This is a genomic window from Streptomyces sp. BK239 (assembly GCF_004217285.1).
Taxonomy (GTDB): domain Bacteria; phylum Actinomycetota; class Actinomycetes; order Streptomycetales; family Streptomycetaceae; genus Streptomyces.
Genome location: NZ_SHKS01000001.1, coordinates 165,790 through 182,445, shown reverse-complemented (window position 1 = coordinate 182,445; position 16,656 = coordinate 165,790). Strand labels below are relative to the sequence as shown.

Annotated in this window: 16 protein-coding genes and 2 tRNA genes; 15 read left to right on the top strand and 3 right to left on the bottom strand. The window is 73.1% G+C overall.

The annotated features are described in order from the left end of the window. The first annotated feature begins 171 nt into the window (after positions 1–171). The 8 genes from EV567_RS00830 (at position 172) to EV567_RS00800 (ending at position 6,675) form a co-directional block, all read left to right on the top strand. Entirely contained in the window at positions 172–1,128 is a 957-nt protein-coding gene (locus tag EV567_RS00830; protein ID WP_130436618.1) for a phosphatase PAP2 family protein, read from the top strand. Beyond that, positions 1,079–2,200 carry a hypothetical protein gene (locus EV567_RS00825; RefSeq protein WP_130436617.1) on the top strand — a complete coding sequence of 374 codons (1,122 nt, stop codon included), beginning with the start codon at positions 1,079–1,081 and terminating at the stop codon, positions 2,198–2,200. Before EV567_RS00830 ends, EV567_RS00825 begins: the two co-directional genes overlap by 50 nt. Then, positions 2,191–3,804 carry a hypothetical protein gene (locus tag EV567_RS00820; RefSeq protein WP_130436616.1) on the top strand — a complete coding sequence of 538 codons (1,614 nt, stop codon included), beginning with the start codon at positions 2,191–2,193 and terminating at the stop codon, positions 3,802–3,804. Before EV567_RS00825 ends, EV567_RS00820 begins: the two co-directional genes overlap by 10 nt. Then, the gene (locus EV567_RS00815) at positions 3,801–5,141 is read left to right on the top strand and encodes an AAA domain-containing protein (protein WP_130436615.1); all 1,341 of its coding nucleotides are present in this window, start codon (positions 3,801–3,803) and stop codon (positions 5,139–5,141) included. Before EV567_RS00820 ends, EV567_RS00815 begins: the two co-directional genes overlap by 4 nt. Beyond that, positions 5,129–5,278 carry a hypothetical protein gene (locus EV567_RS27730; RefSeq protein ID WP_165430282.1) on the top strand — a complete coding sequence of 50 codons (150 nt, stop codon included), beginning with the start codon at positions 5,129–5,131 and terminating at the stop codon, positions 5,276–5,278. The genes EV567_RS00815 and EV567_RS27730 overlap by 13 nt, the downstream gene beginning before the upstream one ends. Before the next feature lie 178 nt (positions 5,279–5,456). Next, positions 5,457–5,825, top strand: coding sequence for a hypothetical protein (locus tag EV567_RS00810; protein WP_130436614.1), 369 nt, complete (start codon positions 5,457–5,459; stop codon positions 5,823–5,825). Between the two features lie 153 nt (positions 5,826–5,978). Next, complete coding sequence (locus EV567_RS00805; protein ID WP_242620635.1) at positions 5,979–6,611, top strand: bifunctional DNA primase/polymerase; 633 nt, start codon at positions 5,979–5,981, stop codon at positions 6,609–6,611. Then, a tRNA-Lys gene (locus EV567_RS00800) sits at positions 6,602–6,675 on the top strand. The genes EV567_RS00805 and EV567_RS00800 overlap by 10 nt, the downstream gene beginning before the upstream one ends. Positions 6,676–6,763: 88 nt before the next feature. Here EV567_RS00800 and EV567_RS00795 read toward each other — a convergent pair. Further along, on the bottom strand, positions 6,764–8,032 hold the full coding sequence (locus EV567_RS00795; protein WP_130437513.1) for a M6 family metalloprotease domain-containing protein: 1,269 nt from the start codon (positions 8,030–8,032) through the stop codon (positions 6,764–6,766). 314 nt (positions 8,033–8,346) lie between these two features. Between EV567_RS00795 and EV567_RS00790 the strand changes: the two genes are divergently transcribed. After that, positions 8,347–10,209 (top strand): bifunctional diguanylate cyclase/phosphodiesterase, encoded by a 1,863-nt coding sequence (locus EV567_RS00790; RefSeq protein ID WP_130436613.1) that lies wholly within the window; start codon positions 8,347–8,349, stop codon positions 10,207–10,209. On the opposite strand, the gene EV567_RS00785 is transcribed toward EV567_RS00790, so the two are convergent. Next, positions 10,188–11,261: an LLM class flavin-dependent oxidoreductase gene (locus EV567_RS00785; RefSeq protein ID WP_165430308.1), complete on the bottom strand. Its 1,074-nt coding sequence runs from the start codon at positions 11,259–11,261 to the stop codon at positions 10,188–10,190. The genes EV567_RS00790 and EV567_RS00785 overlap by 22 nt on opposite strands. A 204-nt stretch (positions 11,262–11,465) precedes the next feature. Next, positions 11,466–12,197: an aspartate/glutamate racemase family protein gene (locus EV567_RS00780; RefSeq protein ID WP_130436611.1), complete on the bottom strand. Its 732-nt coding sequence runs from the start codon at positions 12,195–12,197 to the stop codon at positions 11,466–11,468. Between the two features lie 329 nt (positions 12,198–12,526). Between EV567_RS00780 and ehuB the strand changes: the two genes are divergently transcribed. From ehuB to EV567_RS00745, 6 genes are all read left to right on the top strand, one after another. After that, positions 12,527–13,441: an ectoine/hydroxyectoine ABC transporter substrate-binding protein EhuB gene (ehuB, locus tag EV567_RS00770; protein WP_130436610.1), complete on the top strand. Its 915-nt coding sequence runs from the start codon at positions 12,527–12,529 to the stop codon at positions 13,439–13,441. Next, the gene (ehuC, locus tag EV567_RS00765; protein WP_130436609.1) at positions 13,438–14,082 is read left to right on the top strand and encodes an ectoine/hydroxyectoine ABC transporter permease subunit EhuC; all 645 of its coding nucleotides are present in this window, start codon (positions 13,438–13,440) and stop codon (positions 14,080–14,082) included. Before ehuB ends, ehuC begins: the two co-directional genes overlap by 4 nt. After that, positions 14,079–14,729, top strand: coding sequence for an ectoine/hydroxyectoine ABC transporter permease subunit EhuD (gene ehuD / locus EV567_RS00760; RefSeq protein WP_130436608.1), 651 nt, complete (start codon positions 14,079–14,081; stop codon positions 14,727–14,729). The genes ehuC and ehuD overlap by 4 nt, the downstream gene beginning before the upstream one ends. Then, complete coding sequence (gene ehuA / locus EV567_RS00755; RefSeq protein ID WP_130436607.1) at positions 14,719–15,501, top strand: ectoine/hydroxyectoine ABC transporter ATP-binding protein EhuA; 783 nt, start codon at positions 14,719–14,721, stop codon at positions 15,499–15,501. The genes ehuD and ehuA overlap by 11 nt, the downstream gene beginning before the upstream one ends. A gap of 133 nt (positions 15,502–15,634) precedes the next feature. Next, complete coding sequence (locus EV567_RS00750; RefSeq protein ID WP_130436606.1) at positions 15,635–16,393, top strand: IclR family transcriptional regulator; 759 nt, start codon at positions 15,635–15,637, stop codon at positions 16,391–16,393. Between the two features lie 88 nt (positions 16,394–16,481). After that, a tRNA-Lys gene (locus EV567_RS00745) sits at positions 16,482–16,555 on the top strand. Positions 16,556–16,656: the final 101 nt, after the last annotated feature.

Here is a 16,656-nt window from a genome sequence, read left to right as displayed (position 1 = left end):
ATTCGGCGGCGAAGTCCCTCCATCATCGCTCACCCTGGGTGTGGGCAACCCGACGGGCGGCCCCGGCGTCTATGAGGGCCGGGGACGTCCTTGCAGGGGGCGCGAGCACACGCCGTACAGTGGCACCTCCGTGCCACCGGCGCGGCAGCGACGAGAAGGGGGAGGCATCGGATGCCGCAGACCGAGACACCGGACACCGGGGCTATCCCGCGGACCCGGCTGCGCTGGTGGACCGAGCTGCCGCTGATCCTGCTGGTGTACGCCTGCTACACGGCGGGCCGTCTGCTCGCGCGCGGAGACGTCACCACGGCCGTCGACCACGGCCTGGCCATCCTGCGCGTGGAGAAGTTCCTCCGCATCAACGCCGAGCACCCGCTCAACCGCCTCTTCACGGACCAGGCGTGGATCGGCATACCCGCCGACTTCTGGTACGCGTCGCTGCACTACGTGGTGACGCCGGCGATCCTCGTCTGGCTGTTCCGCTCGCGCGCCCTGCACTACCGCGCCGCCCGCACCTGGCTGATGGCGTCGACCCTCATAGGCCTGATCGGCTTCACGCTGCTGCCCACCTGCCCGCCCCGTCTGCTCTCGGCGGAGCACGGCTTCGTCGACACGATGGCGCAGTACAGCTCGTGGGGCTGGTGGGGCGGCGCGGCGAGCGCCCCGCGCGGCATGGGCGGCATGACCAACCAGTACGCGGCCATGCCCAGCCTGCACGTCGGCTGGGCGCTGTGGTGCGGAGTGATGCTGTGGCGGCACGGCCGCACCCGGCTGGCGAAGACGGCGGCCGTCGTCTACCCGCTGGTGACCACGATCGTGGTGATGGGCACCGCGAACCACTACTTCCTCGACGCGGTCGCGGGCGCGGCCGTGATGGGGGTCGGTCTGCTGGTGACGCCGCTGGTGCTGAGCCGCGCCGAGCGGGTCCGCCAGTGGCGCGCGGCGCGCACCGGGCTCGCCCCGACGGCGGCCTCTGTCGCCACTCCCGCCCCGATTGTCAGTGGCGGATGCCAGACTTCCACGGGTGAGCGAATTCCACGGCAGCGCGAGTCACGGTCCGGGAGCGGAGCCGAACCAGGTGCCTCCCCCTCGGACGCGGGGGACGGCGCTGCGGCGGCGGCTCGCTGAGCTGCGCGGCCCCGGCGTACCGGCCAAGGCGCTGGACGCCCGTGCCCTCGCGGCGCTCGCCGCGAACCCGGGATGCAGCCGGCGCGCCATCCTCGACGGCGCCGGGGTGAACAAGACGGCTCTGGCGAGCGCGCTGGGCTCGCCGTCGGCCTTCGGCCAGTCGCAGTTCGCCCTCACGCGCGGCAACGCCTTCGAGGCGAAGGTGAAGGCGGACGGCGGCACGGAACTGCTGCGCCTGGTGCACGAGAGGCTGGACCCGCACGCCGAGCCCCCCGCCGGGGCGAGCGTGCCCGACCTGACGGCGGTCGGCCCCGAGGGCCGCACCGCACGGACGGCGCTGGCCCTGCGCGAGGCCACCGCCGCGGCCGGGACGTGGACGCTCCTGGACCATCCGATGCTCGCGCTGGACGTCGCCGGCTCCCCCGCCTTCCTGGAGCCGGACGCCGTCGTGGTGCACCCCGACGGCAGCTGGACCGTCGTGGAGATCAAGTCGTTCCCGATGCTGGACGGTTCGGCGGACCCGGCGAAGGTCGGCGCGGCGGCCCGGCAGGCCGCGGTGTACGTGCTGGCGCTGGAGCGGGTCGCCGCCCGGCTCGACCCCGCGCCGCCCGTGCGCCACCGGGTGCTCCTGGTGTGCCCGAAGGACTTCTCCAACCTGCCCACCGCCTCCGCCGTGGACGTCCGCAAGCAGCGCGCGGTCACACACCGCCAGCTGGCCCGGCTCACCCGCATCGAGGACATCGCCGACGCCCTCCCGGAGGGCACCTGCTTCTCCCCGGAGCTGCCCGCCGACCGACTCCTGGCCGCCGTCGAGTCGGTCCCGGCGACGTACGCGCCCGAGTGCCTTTCCGCGTGCGAGCTGGCGTTCCACTGCCGCGGCCGCTCCCGCGAGGCCGGCGCGGTGACGACTCTGGGCCGGCCGGTCCGCGCCGAGCTGGGCGCGCTGACCACCGTCGAGGACGTGCTGGCGGCCGCGCGCGGGGAGGCCGGCGATCCCGACGACCCGGCGGTCGCGGCCCTGCGGCGGGCGGCGCGGCTGCGCGGCGAGGCGCTGGAGGCGATGTGTCGCTGATCACGACCCTCGCCCGGCTCGAGGCCGTCGCCACCGGGCGGGCCCAGCCCGCCGCGACCGTCCGCCACCGGCATCTGTCCGCGCGGCCGCTGGTCTTCGTGCCGCTGACCACCGCCGGCGAGGCCGGCGCCCCGCTGGGCGCGCTCGTCGGCGCCGACCGTGACGCGCCGCGCCTGCTGGTCGTGCCCCAGCCGCGCGACCGCGACCAGAGGTTCGCCTTCCTCGCCGAACTCGCCGACGTCGTCCTGCCGTACATCGACTCCTACGCCGACGTCGTGGAGGCGGCCGAGCGCACCGAGACCGACCCGGAGAGCGGCAAGCGGGTCAAGGTCGAGGTCGACCTGTGCGCCGACGCCCCCCAGCTGATCGTGCCGAGCCGCGCCGGCGTGGAGTTCGTGAGGCTCCTGGGCCGTTCCATGCGGTTCCGGCGTACGGCGGAGCAGGACCCGGAGACGCCGTATCCGGCGCCCCCGCGCGTGCCGCTGCTCGGCCGGTGGCTGACGCACTACGCGGAGCGGGCCCGGGTGCCCGGCTCCTCGCTTCTGCTGGCCGCGACCGAGGTGCTCGGCCGGCACTGGGCCACGGGGCAGTCCAGCCTGGAGGACCAGCACCTCGGGGCGCTGCTCGCCTGGATCGACCCGCCCGGGGACGCCACGGGCGCCGAGGCCGCGCTGCGCGCCGAACTCGCGCGTGACGCGCAGGGTCAGCTGCTGTGCCCGCCGGCCGGTCCGGCGACCGACCCGGCGTTCGACAACAAGCTGCTCGCCCCCGCCGTCGAGCGCTACGACAGGGCGCGTGTCGCCCTGGCCGCCGCCGAGGACGGCGTGGAGGCCGACGAGCGGCTGGGCGCGCTGTCCGCCGCCGAGCGGGAGATCCGCGACCTGGTGGAGAGCCGGACGCGGCCCACCTGGGACGCGGTGTGGCGCGGCCTGGACCTGCTGCGGACGCTGCCCGAGGGGGCGCACGTCGAGGAGCGGTGGACGCGCGACCGCTGGTCGTTCACCGGCCACCGCGACCGGGTCGTGGCCGGCGAGCCCCCGCAGCCCCGCCGCGACGACGCCGTCACCGCGGCCGGCAAGCTCGCCACACGCGAGCGTGAGCAGGCCCGGCTGGAGGCGCAGGAGGCGCTCGACGACCCGCTGGTGATGGCGGGACGGCGGCTGGCCGGGGAGGCGTTCGCGGGCGAGGTCGTCGACGTCGTCATGGCGTACAGCGAGAGCAAGCGGCCGAGTCCCCGCCCGCTGGTCACGGTCCGCACGGACGACCGGCCGCATCTGCCCGAGCGGGCGAAGGTGTACCGCTCCCTGGGCGGCAAGCCGCAGACCGCGGAGTTCGCGGGCCGGGAGGAAGGGGACGACGGGGCGCGGGACGGCGGGGAGCTGCTCGTGCTGCGGATCGTCGACAAGATGGGCCGCGGCAGGGAACCCGAGCCGGGGTCGGTGCCCGAGAAGGGCGACCGGGTCTGCTTCACGCTCTTCGAGCACGAGCAGCGCGGCGGTGCGAAGCTGCCCGACCCGGAGGAGACGCCGTGGACGCACGGCGGACCGCCGGGTGAACAGGCCCCCGAAGCACCCGACTCCGTCACCCGGGAGGACCTCCTGTGACGACCGACACCGCCCTCGACCCCGGTACGGCCGCCGCGCGCGCCACCGACGCGATCCTCCGCGACACCCTGCACGGCACCGCGCGCGGCGTCGTCGTGGACTCCCCGCCCGGCGCGGGCAAGTCCACCCTCGTCGTCCGCGCGGCGCTCGAACTCGCCGACGCCGGACGCCCGTTGATGGTGGTGGCGCAGACCAACGCGCAGGTCGACGACCTGGTGCTGAGGCTCGCCGCGAAGAACCCCGAGCTGCCGGTGGGCCGGCTGCACAGCAGCGACGCCGACGCCTACGACAAGGCGCTGGACGCCCTGCCGAACGTGAGGACGTCGGCGAAGGCGGGCGAGCTCTCCGGTCTGCCCGTGGTGCTGTCCACGGCGGCGAAGTGGGCGCATGTGAAGGTCGACGAGCCGTGGCCGCACGCCATCGTGGACGAGGCCTACCAGATGCGCTCGGACGGGCTGCTGGCCGTGGCCGGGCTGTTCGAGCGGGCGCTGTTCGTGGGCGACCCGGGGCAGCTGGACCCGTTCGCGATCGTCGGCGCCGAGCAGTGGGCGGGTCTGTCCTACGACCCGTCGGCGTCGGCGGTGTCGACGCTGCTGGCGCACAACCCGGAGCTGCCGCAGCACCGGCTGCCGGTGTCCTGGCGGCTCCCGGCGTCGGCGGCGCCCCTGGTCTCCGACGCCTTCTACCCGTACACGCCGTTCCGCAGCGGCACCGGCCACGGCGACCGGCGGCTGTCCTTCGCCGTGCCGTCGGACGGCTCCGGCCCGGACCGGGTGATCGACGAGGCGGCGCGGTCCGGCTGGGGGCTGCTGGAGCTGCCCGCGCGGCGCACGCCCCGCACGGATCCGGAGGCGGTGCGGGCGGTGGCCGCGGTCGTGCGCCGCCTGTTGGACCGGGGCGGCGCGGCGACCTCCGAGAGCTCGGACGCGCCCGCACCGCTGACCGCCGACAGGATCGCCGTCGGCACCGCCCACCGCGACCAGGCGGCCGCGATCCGCGCGGCGCTCGCCGAGCTGGGCGCCGCGGGCGTCACCGTCGACACGGCGAACCGGCTGCAGGGCCGGGAGTACGACGTCACGGTGATCCTGCACCCGCTCTCCGGCCGCCCCGACGCCACCGCCTTCCACCTGGAGACGGGCCGCCTCTGCGTCCTGGCCTCCCGCCACCGCCACGCGTGCGTGGTGGTCTGCCGCGAGGGCGTGAGCGACCTCCTGGACGACTACCCGTCGACGGAACCGGTCCAACTGGGCACGCTGGTCCGCTTCCCCGACGGCTGGGAGGCGAACCACGCGGTGCTGTCCCACCTCGCAGAACACCGCGTGCGATGGCGCCCCTGACCGCCACTGCCCCCCTCGGCCGGACGGAGTCCGGCACGCCGCCGGAGGCGGCCGACGGGCACAGTCCCGACGGCTGGGAGGCGAACCACGCGGTGCTGTCCCACCTCGCAGAACACCGCGTGCGATGGCGCCCCTGACCGGTGCTCGGTCGGGTGGCTCTCGGCGTCGTCAGGGGGCCTCGGGGTGGGTAGGGAACAACGCGGGGAGCGGGGGCCTTGAAGGGTCGGGGCTCAGGCCCCCTTGTGTGAGCGGGGGACAATGGAAGGTGGTCCGCTCACCAGTGGCGCCATCCCGACCATAGGAGGAGGACCAGACATGGCGGAGCCCACGCCGCGTCGGAACGAACCGCGGCTACGCCCCGCGCCCCTGCTCTTCGAGCCCGCGGAGGCCGCCGGCGATCCGGAGCACTTCTTCGACCTGGAGTCGATCGACGACCCGGGCGCGCTGCTGGCCCGTGCGACGGAGCTGACGGTGGCGTTCCAGGCGGCGGCCGACCGGGCGCTGGAGTTCCAGGCGATGGCCGCGGCGCAGCTCGCCGATCCGCGCCGGTTCGACCGGATCACCCCGGCGGACATCGCCGCGCGGGCGGAGTGGACCGAGGACTACGCGAAGAAGATGGTCGAGTTCGGCCGGGACCTGCTGCGGGGGGACGTAGAGGGCCGGGGGCACGTCGATCCCGTCTGACCCCGCCGGCGACACCGCGCCGCACACCACGAGTGAAGGCATGGCATATGCCAGGCGGGCAACTCGCGGGCAAGATACCGTCTCCCGCCCGCTCCCGTCCCGGATTCCGGCAACCCTGGGCGATCATACCCTCACCCCCTGTAGACATCAGGCATGAGCAGCGCTTGGGACGCCTCCGCCTCTCCCGCCCCCCTCACCGGCCACGCCGGTCAGTCGGGCGTCGCCGCCGTCACGGCGGACGGCGCCGCCTGGCTGGCCTCCGCCGGCGCCTACCCGCGCAGCACGCTCGCCCTGTGGGAGGAGCGGCCGCACGCCCCGGTCGTCCTGCCCTGCGGCCCCGTCTTCGACGTGGTGAGCGCGCCCGTGATGTTCGGCCGGCTGATGCTGGACCGGCTGTGGGGCGAGGGGCCGGGCTCCGGGCCGGTGGCCGCGTTCCGCGGGCGGACGCTGCTGTTCGCCGCCCCCGGCACCGCCCAGCGGCTGCCCTCGCTGCTGGAGTGGGAGGAGTGGAGCGCCGACGGACGCCCGGACGGCCGTACGGGCACGGTCCCGCCGCTCCTGTGCCACGGCAACGGGGACGCGGTCACCGTGCCGGCGCCGCTCGCCTCCCCGGGGGACACCTCCACCCGCTGGGTGGTCGCCCCGGACACCCGTCATCCGTGGCTTCCGGGCCCCGAGATCCTGCTCTGGGCGGCCGTGCGGGCGGCCCGGTCAGCTGTGCGGATATCGATTTCTCACCCCGCCGACCAGGATGCTAAGGTCTACGACGTCAGCAGGCGCCGCTAGCTCAGTTGGTTAGAGCAGCTGACTCTTAATCAGCGGGTCCGGGGTTCGAGTCCCTGGCGGCGCACGACAATCGACGGCGGGGCCGGTTCACACAGTGACCGGCCCCGCCGTCGTCATGCGTGCCCCGTGGAGCCGTCCCGCAGGCGCACGCTTCACACCCGTCGCCCCGTGCTGATGTCCACCGTCCACGCCCCCGCCAGGGTCCGCCCCCGCACCTGGACCCGCACGTCCTCCCCCGGCACGGTGAAGGTCTCGCCCAGGGAGACCGGGGCGTCGGCGAGGGGCGGGTAGACGGAGTTCTCCCAGCAGGCCTCGGAGCCGGGGTGGGCGTCGACCACCTCGACCGGGCCGCGCCCGGACTCCTCGCCGCTGTGGACGCGGTAGACGAGGACGCCCGCACGGCAGGCCGAGCGGTCGTTGCCGACGGGGCCGCGCGCCTCGAAGGCGAGCACGCTGTCGGCTCCGGTACGCACGACGGCGAGTTTCACGCCACCGCCCAGCCCGAACGCCGTCAATCCCGTCGGCAGCGTCATGGGCGTGCCCGGCCCGGCGCCGAGCGGCTCCAGCGTCAGCCGGGCCCGCTCCCCGCCCCGTACGCACACCACCTGCCGCGGGTCGAGCCAGCCAAGCTTCCACTTGTGCCAGGCGAACAGATCCGGGGCCAGTCCGAACTGGCTGCCCATCAGGTCCCAGTCACCCACATGGGTGTCCCAGTCCCCCTTGCCGTCGGCGGGCCGGCGGTAGAGGTCGGGCAGGTCGAAGACATGGCCGGTCTCATGGGCGAGGACCAGCCGGTCCGGCGGATGCCGCTCGAACACGGTGACGATCCGGCGCAGGTCGGCCCCGTCGGCCCGCAGCGGGGAGCGCAGGTTGACGACCTTGGTGGCGTCCGAGTCGACCCCGGGCGCGTCCGGGTCGGCGACGAAGTAGACGACGTCGTAGCGGGAGAAGTCGACCTGGGCGTCGGAGGCGGCGAGCGCGTCGCGCAGATAGGCGGACCGGTCCTTCGCGGCCCAGTCGCGCCGTATGGCGTACGCGGTGGACGGTTTGGGCATCCGGACCCAGCGCCGGAGCGGATGCGGGCGCAGACTGAACCTGCCGTAGGACGCCCGGCGGAAGTAGTCGCTGGTGGCCGGGAAGTGGTCGGCTGCCAGCTCGACCGGGGAGTTCACCGGCTTGAAGTCCGGGAACGACAGGAAGACCATCACGGCGTCCAGCCCGCGGGCCGGCCGCGGATAGGAGGCGTTCCAGGTGTCCAGGCCCTCCGAGTGGTGGGCGGCGGTGCGCTTGAGAGCGCAGGGCGCCGCCGCGTACGGCTCGGTCGGGCGGGCGCTGACGATGCAGCACGAGGCGAACGCCGTGAGGGTGGTGAACAGGGCCGCGGTGCTGCGCAGTCGGGGACGCGAGAGCGTACGCGGCACGGAGACCTCCGGGAACGGTTCACGGGACACCGCACCCAGCCTGTGTGGGTTTGTCGTACTACGCCCTGTTTTTCTGCCCCGGACGAGTGAGAGAGCGGAACCGGGACACCGGCGCCGACACCCCGGAACACTCACGGAACGTCACAAGCGGTCGGCGATCTACGGAACCGGGCCGGGTGCGGGCAGAAACGATCTGTCAGAAGCACCGGTTGTTCCGGGACACTGGGCAGTGGCTGCGCGCGTCCGTGGGCAGCCTCTATGATCGGCACACTTTCCTGCGCGGACAGAGATCGAGTGCACTGCGGGAGCGAGCGGTGAGCGGAACGTCCGAAGGGCCGACGCCCGCGGCAGACCTCGACCGGTCCGCCGCCACAGAGAGTGAGACCCCTGCATCTCCAGGTGGCGAGCCCCTGGACGGCGCCGGCCCGCCCCCGGTCCGTCGCGTCCGCTCCGCCTACCGTTCCGTCTTCGCGGCCGCGCCCCTCGCCATGGCCGTCGTCGACCGCGCGGGCCTGATCGCCAACGCCAACGAGGCGTTCGCCCTGCTGCTCGGCGGCGGAAGCGAACCCCTGGCCGGGCGGCCGGCCGCCGATCTGCTGGAGCTGGCCGCCGACGGCAGCACCCGGCACGCGTACCGCGAGGTGCTGTGCGGCCGCCGGGCCGAACTGCGCTGCACCCGTCGGCTGAAGCAGCCGGACGGCCGAACGCTGTGGACGCAGATCACCCTCACGCCGCTCGACGAGGCCGACGACGGTCTCCTGCTCTCCGTCACCGACATCAGCGCCCACCACGACCTCCAGGCCCGGCTGCGCCACCTCCAGATGCACGACCCGGTCACCCGGCTGCCCAACCGCACGCTGTTCTTCGAGCGGGTCACGGCCGCGCTGGAGGCGGAGGCCCACAACGAGCGGGGCACCGGCCGGATCGGGCTGTGCTACCTGGACATCGACGGGTTCAAGGCGGTCAACGACACCCTCGGCCACCGGGTCGGCGACCGGCTCCTGGCCGCCGTCGCCGAGCGGCTCACCGCCTGCGCCGAGGAGGCGGGGCGCACCCGGCCGAGCGTGCCGCTGGTGGCCCGGCTCGGCGGGGACGAGTTCGCGCTGCTGGTGGCGGACTCCACCGGCACCGAGCAGGTCGCCGACCTCGCCGAGTCGGCGCTCAAGGCGCTCCAGGCGCCGTTCGACCTGTCCGGGCAGCGGCTGAACGTGTCCGCGTCGATCGGGGTCGTCGAACGGCACGCGGCCGGCACCACCGCCACCGGGCTGATGCAGGCCGCCGACACCACGCTGTACTGGGCGAAGGTCGACGGCAAGGACCGCTGGACGCTGTTCGACCCCGAGCGCAACGCCCATCTGATGACCCGCCAGGCGCTGGCCTCCACGCTGCGGCCCGCCATCGAGCGCGGTGAGTTCCGGCTGGAGTACCAGCCGCTGGTGGGCATGGCGGACGGACGGCTGCGCGGGGTGGAGGCGCTGGTGCGCTGGGACCATCCGCGGTTCGGGCCGCTGCCGCCGAATCGGTTCGTCGCGCTGGCCGAGGAGGACGGCTCGATCGTGCCGCTCGGCCGCTGGGTGCTGGACACCGCCTGCCGGCAGGCCCGCCGCTGGCAGACGGACCACCCCGACGAGCCGCCGCTGTTCGTCAGCGTCAACGTGGCGGTCCGTCAGGTGTGGGACTCCGACCTGGTCGCGGACGTGGCGCGGATCCTCGCCGAGACCGGGCTCTCCCCGCGGCTGCTCCAGCTGGAGCTGACCGAGTCGGCGGTGATGGGCTCGGCGGGGCAGCCGTTGCAGACCCTCCAGGCCCTCAGCGACATGGGCGTGAACATCGCCATCGACGACTTCGGCACCGGCTACTCCAACCTCGCCTATCTGAGCCGGCTGCCGGTGTCGGTGCTGAAGCTGGACGGGTCGTTCGTGCGCGGCTTCCAGCACGAGGGGCCGGACGCCCCGCCGAACCCGGCCGACGAGGTCGTCGTCGAGGCGATGATCGCCCTCGCCCACCGGCTCGGGCTGACCGTCACCGCCGAGTGCGTGGAGACCTCCGCGCAGGCCACCCGGCTGCGCAGCATCGGCTGCGACACCGGGCAGGGCTGGCTGTACTCCCGCCCGGTGACGCCGGACCGCATCTCGGAGCTGCTGGAGAGCACCTCCTACGCGGTCGGCAACCCGTAGGCGTCGGCGACGAGTTCGTAGGAACGCAGGCGCAGGTCGCCGCGGTGGGCGTGGCTGGTGAGCATCAACTCGTCGGCGCCGGTGCGCTTGTGCAGGCCGTCGAGACCGGAGCGGACCTCCTCGGCGGTGCCGTGGACGATGTTCGCCGTCCAGGAGTCGACGAACTCCCGCTCCAGCGGGCTGTACTCGTACGCCTCGGCTTCCTCCGGGGAGGGGAACAGGCCGGGGCGGCCGCTGCGCAGCCGGACCATGTTCAGGCCGGTGGCCCGCACCTGGCGGCGGGCCTCGCGCTCGTCGTCGGCGGCGAGCACGGAGACCCCGATGACGGCGTACGGCGCGTCGAGGACCGCCGACGGCCGGAAGGACTCCCGGTACAGGTCGAGCGCCGGAACGGTGTTCTGCGCCGAGAAGTGGTGGGCGAAGGCGAAGGGCAGGCCCAGCAGTCCGGCCAGGCGGGCGCTGAAACCGGAGGAGCCCAGCAGCCAGATCGGCGGGCGGTGGCGGGACTGCACCCCGCCGGGCGAGGTCGCCTGGACCGGGCCGGGCACGGCGTGCACCCGGCGGTAGGGGTGGCCGTCGGGGAAGTCGTCGTCGAGGAAGCGGGTGAGCTCGGAGAGCTGCTCGGGGAAGTCGTCGGCGCCCTCGTGCGGCCGGTCGGTGCGGCGCAGGGCGGCCGCGGTGGCGCCGTCGGTGCCGGGCGCCCGGCCCAGGCCCAGGTCGACGCGGCCCGGGGCGAGGGCCTCCAGGGTGCCGAACTGCTCGGCGATCACCAGCGGGGCGTGGTTGGGCAGCATCACGCCGCCCGAGCCGAGCCGGATGCGGTCGGTGTGGGCGGCGAGATGCGCGAGGATCACGGCCGGCGAGGAGGAGGCGACGCCCGGCATGGAGTGGTGCTCGGCCACCCAGTAGCGGTGGAAGCCGCGGGACTCGGCGAGCCGGGCGAGCTCGACGCTGGTGCGCAGGGCGTCGCCGGCGGTGCGGCCGGAGCCGACGGTGACCAGGTCCAGCACGGACAGCGGTGTGGGGGCTGCGCCGTACGCCTCCCCCCGGATCCCGTCGGCCGCCCGTCGCTCGTCCGCCGGCGTGGGCGTCCCTCCCGGCGTCCGCTCCGGCTCGGGGCCTGCCGGCGTCTCGTCTGCCGCCACGGGTTCCTCCTGAATTCGGCGTGCGCTGTCCTCGCACGGCTAACAGGAGGCTGTCCCCGCTTATTCCTCGTCCCGCGTTCCTCGTCCCGCGCGCCGCGAGCGTGCGCGGGCTCACACCTGCACGATCGGCTCCCGGGTGAACAGCGCGCCCAGGCCCGGCGCGTTGACGCGACGGTCGGCCAGGCGGAGCCCCTCCCAGACGGTGACCTGGTTGGCGGTGAGGACCGGCTTGCCGAGCTCCTTCTCCAGGTCGGGCAGATGGGCGGCCGTGTGCAGGGCGGTGTCGGGGAGCAGCACCGCGTCCGCGTCGGGTGTGTCGGCGGCGCGGGCCAGCGCGAGGACCTCGTCCTCGCCCCACGCGCCGACCTCGGCGGCCGTGACGCTCCCGGAGCTGTGCACCGCGCTCACCTCGATGCCGCCGGTCCGCAGGAACTCGGCGAACAGTCCGGACACGTCCTCCGGGTAGGGCGCGCCCACCGCGACCCTGGCGGCGCCCACCTCCTTGGCCGCGTGCACGAATGCGAAGGACGTCGAGGAGGCCGGCAGCCCCGCCGTCACGGCCAGCGAGCGCACCTGCTCCTGCGCGCCCTCCCAGCCGTGCACGAAGCCGCCGCTGGTGCACGCCCACACCACGGCCTCCGCGCCGGACAGCCGCAGCTGCTCGACGCCCTTCGCCAGCCGCTCCGGCGTGCCGATCTGCCGCAGCACTTCGACGCGGTGGGCGTCCTCGCCGACGTCCGTGTGGACCAGGTCCACCCGGATGTCACTGCCCAGGAGCTGCTCGATGCGGGCGTAGTCGTCCTCGGCGAAGTGGCCCGGGTAGAGGAGTCCGAGTGCGGTCATGACCAGCCTTCCTGCGGTTCTTCCGGCCGTACGGGGGGCCGCTGCCGCGCCCCCTCGTCCGACGGGGCCGCATCGGGCCCCCTCGCCCGGGTACCCAATCGTCGCCGCGCCGCCCACATCGGGGCCGCTTCGGCCGGGATCGCCGGGGTCGGCCGCCGGGACCGCGGACGCTCACCGGCCGCAGCCGCGCCGGATTCGCGAACTCGTCCGCGAAACAACCTGATTCGACCGCACGGCCGGTCATCGCGGAACGTATTCACCGAACAGCGCGGGCACATGACGCGAATCCGGTCCGCATAAGTCGTGTCGTCCCGGGTAGCCGCGCCGCCATGGCTCCACCGAACAGGTATGTCAGACAAAGCCCACGGTCGACGGGCACAAGCCGCCGGTCGCTGCTCGCGGGGGTGGCGGCGCTCGGCGCGCTGGGCGCCGCGGGCTGCTCACGCGTGGCCAAGGCCTCCGTCGAACCCGGCGGTGACCTGCTGGAACGGCTGCGCGCCCAGGGGGTCGTACGGCTCGGGATCGCCGGTGAGATCCCCTTCGGGTACATCGACAAGGACGGCCGGCTGACCGGCGAGGCGCCGGAGTTGGCCCGGGTGATATTCAAGCGGCTCGGCATCGACGAGGTGCAGCCCGTGCCCACCGAGTTCGGTTCGCTCATTCCCGGCCTGAATTCCCAGCAGTTCGACGTCGTGGCCGCCGGGATGTACGTCACCCCGGAACGCTGCGGGCAGGTGATATTCGCCGACCCCGACTACCAGATGCTCGATTCCTTCATCGTGCGGAAGGGAAATCCCAAGAATCTTCACAGTTATCGGGATGTCGTGGAGAAGAAGGCGAAGTTCGCCACGGGAACCGGTTACGCGGAGATCCAGTACGCCGTCGAGGCGGGGTACAAGGAGAGCGACATCCTGATCGTGCCGGACCAGGTGGCCGGTCTGAACGCCGTCGAGGCGGGCCGTGTCGACGTGTTCGCGGGGACGGCGGTGACCACCCGTGAGGTGGTGAAGAAGTCCGCGAAGGCGGAGGCGACCAAGCCGTTCAAGCCGATCGTGGGCGGCGAACCGCACGTGGACGGCGGCGCGTTCGCGTTCCGGCAGACCGAGACGAAGCTGCGGGACGCCTTCAACGTCGAGCTGCGCAAGCTGAAGAAGAGCGGCGAGCTGCTGCGCATCCTGAAGCCCTTCGGGTTCACCGAGGCGGAGATGACCGACCTCACGGCCAAGGAGCTCTGCCGAGGATGACTGCCGGACTCTGGGACCTCGTCCTGCGCGGGATCTGGACGACCGTCCAACTCCTGTTCTTCAGCGCCCTGCTGGCGGCGGCCGTGTCGTTCGCCGTCGGGATCGCGCGCAGCCACCGGCGGTGGATCGTCCGCTTCCTCGCGGGCTTCTACACCGAGGTGTTCCGCGGCACGTCGGCACTCGTCATGATCTTCTGGGTGTTCTTCGTGCTGCCGCCCGCCTTCGGCTGGCAGCTGGTGCCGATGTGGGCGGGCACGCTCGCGCTCGGCCTGACCTACGGCGCGTACGGCTCGGAGATCGTCCGCGGCGCGCTCGGCGCCGTCAACCCCGCCCAGGCGGAGGGCGGCATCGCGCTCGGCTTCACGCCCGGGCAGCGCATGCGCAAGATCCTGCTGCCGCAGGCGGTGCCGGAGATGATCCCGCCCTTCTCCAACCTGCTGATCGAGCTGCTCAAGGGCACCGCCCTGGTGTCCGTCATGGGCATGGGCGACCTGGCGTTCAGCGGCAACCTGGTGCGCCTGGCGCTCCAGGAGAGCGCGGAGATCTACACGTACGTCCTGCTCCTGTACTTCGTCATCGCCTTCCTGCTGACGCGGGTGATGCGCGGTCTCGAGCACCACCTGAAGGCGGGTGTCCGATGAACTGGGACTGGAGCGCCGTCTCCGACTTCATGCCGATGTTCTGGGACGGCCTGCTCGTCACCCTCCAGGCGCTGGTCCTCGGCTCGCTGATCTCCTTCTCGCTGGGCCTGGTGTGGGCGCTGCTGATGCGGACGCCGACGCGGTGGGTGCAGTGGCCGGTGGGGGTCGTCACGGAGTTCGTCCGCGACACCCCGCTGCTGGTGCAGCTGTTCTTCCTCTTCTACGTGCTGCCCGAGTGGGGCGTGACCCTGTCCGCGCTGGCCACTGGCGTCCTCGCGATCGGCCTGCACTACTCGACGTACACGATGCAGGTCTACCGGGCCGGCATCGACGCGGTGCCCGTCGGCCAGTGGGAGGCGGCGACGGCGCTGAACCTGCCGAGGACGAGGACCTGGCGCGCGGTGATCCTGCCGCAGGCGGTCCGCCGGGTGGTGCCGGCGCTGGGCAACTACGTCATCGCGATGCTCAAGGACACCCCGCTGCTGATGACGATCACCGTCCTGGACCTGCTGGGCCGGGCCCGGCTCTTCTCCCAGGAGCACTTCCAGTTCACCGAGCCGCTGACGGTGATCGGCGTGGCCTTCATCGTCATCTCCTATCTCGCCTCCCTCCTCCTGCGCACCCTGGAGCGACGCCTTGTCCGTTGAGACCAGCAAGACCACATCCGACGCCGTGCCGCAGGGCACCGAGCTGATACGCCTGGAACAGGTCACCAAGCGGTTCGGGGACAACACCGTCCTCGACAACCTGGACTTCTCCGTGAAGCCGGGCCAGCACGTCACGCTGATCGGCCCCTCCGGGTCCGGCAAGACGACGATCCTGCGGCTGCTGATGACCCTGACCAAGCCCGACGAGGGCACCATCACCGTCGACGGGCAGCGCCTCTTCCCCGCTCCGGAGAAGCAGGTCCGCGAGGTCCGCAAGAAGATCGGGATGGTGTTCCAGCAGTTCAACCTGTTCCCGAACATGAGCGTGCTGAGAAACCTCACCGAGGCCCCGGTGACCGTCCTCGGCCTGTCCAAGGACGAGGCGGAGGAGCGGGCGCGCGAGCTGCTGGACATGGTGGGCCTCGCCGACAAGTGCGACGCCAAGCCGTCCCGGCTGTCCGGCGGGCAGCAGCAGCGGGTGGCGATCGCGCGGGCGCTGGCCATGCGGCCGCAGATCCTGCTGCTCGACGAGGTGACCTCGGCGCTCGACCCCGAACTCGTCGCCGGCGTCCTCGACCTGCTCCGGGACATCGCCCGCTCCACCGACATCACGATGCTCTGCGTGACCCACGAGATGAACTTCGCCCGGGACATCTCCGACCAGGTCCTGATGTTCGACTCCGGCCGGGTCATCGAGTCCGGTCCCCCGGAGAAGATCTTCAGCTCCCCGGAACAGGAGCGCACGAGGGAGTTCCTCGGCGCCGTCCTGTGACCCGCTGAGCACGAGGTGCGAGCGGGACGCCCCGGATTCTCGCGGACGCCCCCTCCCCGCCGCCCCCTCGGCCGTTATCGTGGACTTGATTCGCCGTCAGGATCAGCCCGGAAAGCGACCGCAGGGGGAGACCGTGGCGCTGACGCACGAGCCGACCGCGCCGTACCGCTCGGCCCAGGACGCCCTGCGTGTCCTGGAGACAGTGGCCCGGCACAGCAGCGGCGTCACCGACGCCGACCTCGCCCGCCGGACCGGCCTCGGCAGCCGCCGGCTCACCCCGCTCCTGCGGATGCTGCGCCGCGAGGGGTACGTGGAGCAGCTCGCCGAGGGTGCCTACGTCACCGGCGCCGCCCTGACCCGCCTGGGCTCCGCGCACCGGCGTGAGCAGGCGCTGCGCGACAAGCTTCAGCACGTCCTGGACGAGCTGCGCGACCGGGTCGGCGCCGCCGTCTACGTCAGCCGGTACGTCGACGGCGAGGTCACCGTCACGCAGTACGCCGACGGCCCGGCCACCCCCGCGGTCAACGAGTACGTCGACTTCCGCTCCTGCGCGCACGCCACCGCGCTCGGCAAGAGCCTGCTCGGCCAGCTCGACCACAACGGCCGGCGCGACCATCTCTCCCGGCACAAGATGGCCCGGCTGACCTCGCGCACCATCACCAGCGACAAGCTGCTGCTCTCCCGTCTGGAGTCCCAGCCGCCGACCGTCCCCGTGCTCGACCTCCAGGAGTACGCCGTGGGCACGGTGTGCGCGGCCGTGCCGATCACCGCCGGCGGCACCGCGGGCTGCCTTGCGCTGTCGTTGCCCGTGGAGCACGCCCACCGGCTGCGCCGGGCCGCGGACACGCTGAACCGCGGCGCGACGCCGGTACTGCTCTCGCTGGTCCTGTGAAATGCCGGCCGGTGGTCCGGAGCACCCCTTCAGGCCAGGTATTATTTTCTTCGTCGCCGGCCGCGGGAACGCGGTGGGCGGGAGTCATGCGCCGCTAGCTCAGTTGGTTAGAGCAGCTGACTCTTAATCAGCGGGTCCGGGGTTCGAGTCCCTGGCGGCGCACGATGACGATGGCGGCTTGTGTTCGCAGAAAGCGCGAACCCAAGCCGCCATCTCTGTGTTCGCACGGCTTCGCCGCGCGTCGTGGGGGCTCCGCCACCCAC

Excerpts from the sequence above, each read along its gene's own strand:
- ehuB (WP_130436610.1), top strand. The coding sequence starts at position 12,527 with ATGGCTCCACCGAACAGGTATGTCAGACAAAGCCCACGGTCGACGGGC.
- EV567_RS00830 (WP_130436618.1), top strand. The coding sequence starts at position 172 with ATGCCGCAGACCGAGACACCGGACACCGGGGCTATCCCGCGGACCCGG.
- EV567_RS00805 (WP_242620635.1), top strand. The coding sequence starts at position 5,979 with ATGAGCAGCGCTTGGGACGCCTCCGCCTCTCCCGCCCCCCTCACCGGC.
- EV567_RS00810 (WP_130436614.1), top strand. The coding sequence starts at position 5,457 with ATGGCGGAGCCCACGCCGCGTCGGAACGAACCGCGGCTACGCCCCGCG.
- ehuC (WP_130436609.1), top strand. The coding sequence starts at position 13,438 with ATGACTGCCGGACTCTGGGACCTCGTCCTGCGCGGGATCTGGACGACC.
- ehuD (WP_130436608.1), top strand. The coding sequence starts at position 14,079 with ATGAACTGGGACTGGAGCGCCGTCTCCGACTTCATGCCGATGTTCTGG.
- EV567_RS00780 (WP_130436611.1), bottom strand. The coding sequence starts at position 12,197 with ATGACCGCACTCGGACTCCTCTACCCGGGCCACTTCGCCGAGGACGAC.
- EV567_RS27730 (WP_165430282.1), top strand. The coding sequence starts at position 5,129 with ATGGCGCCCCTGACCGCCACTGCCCCCCTCGGCCGGACGGAGTCCGGC.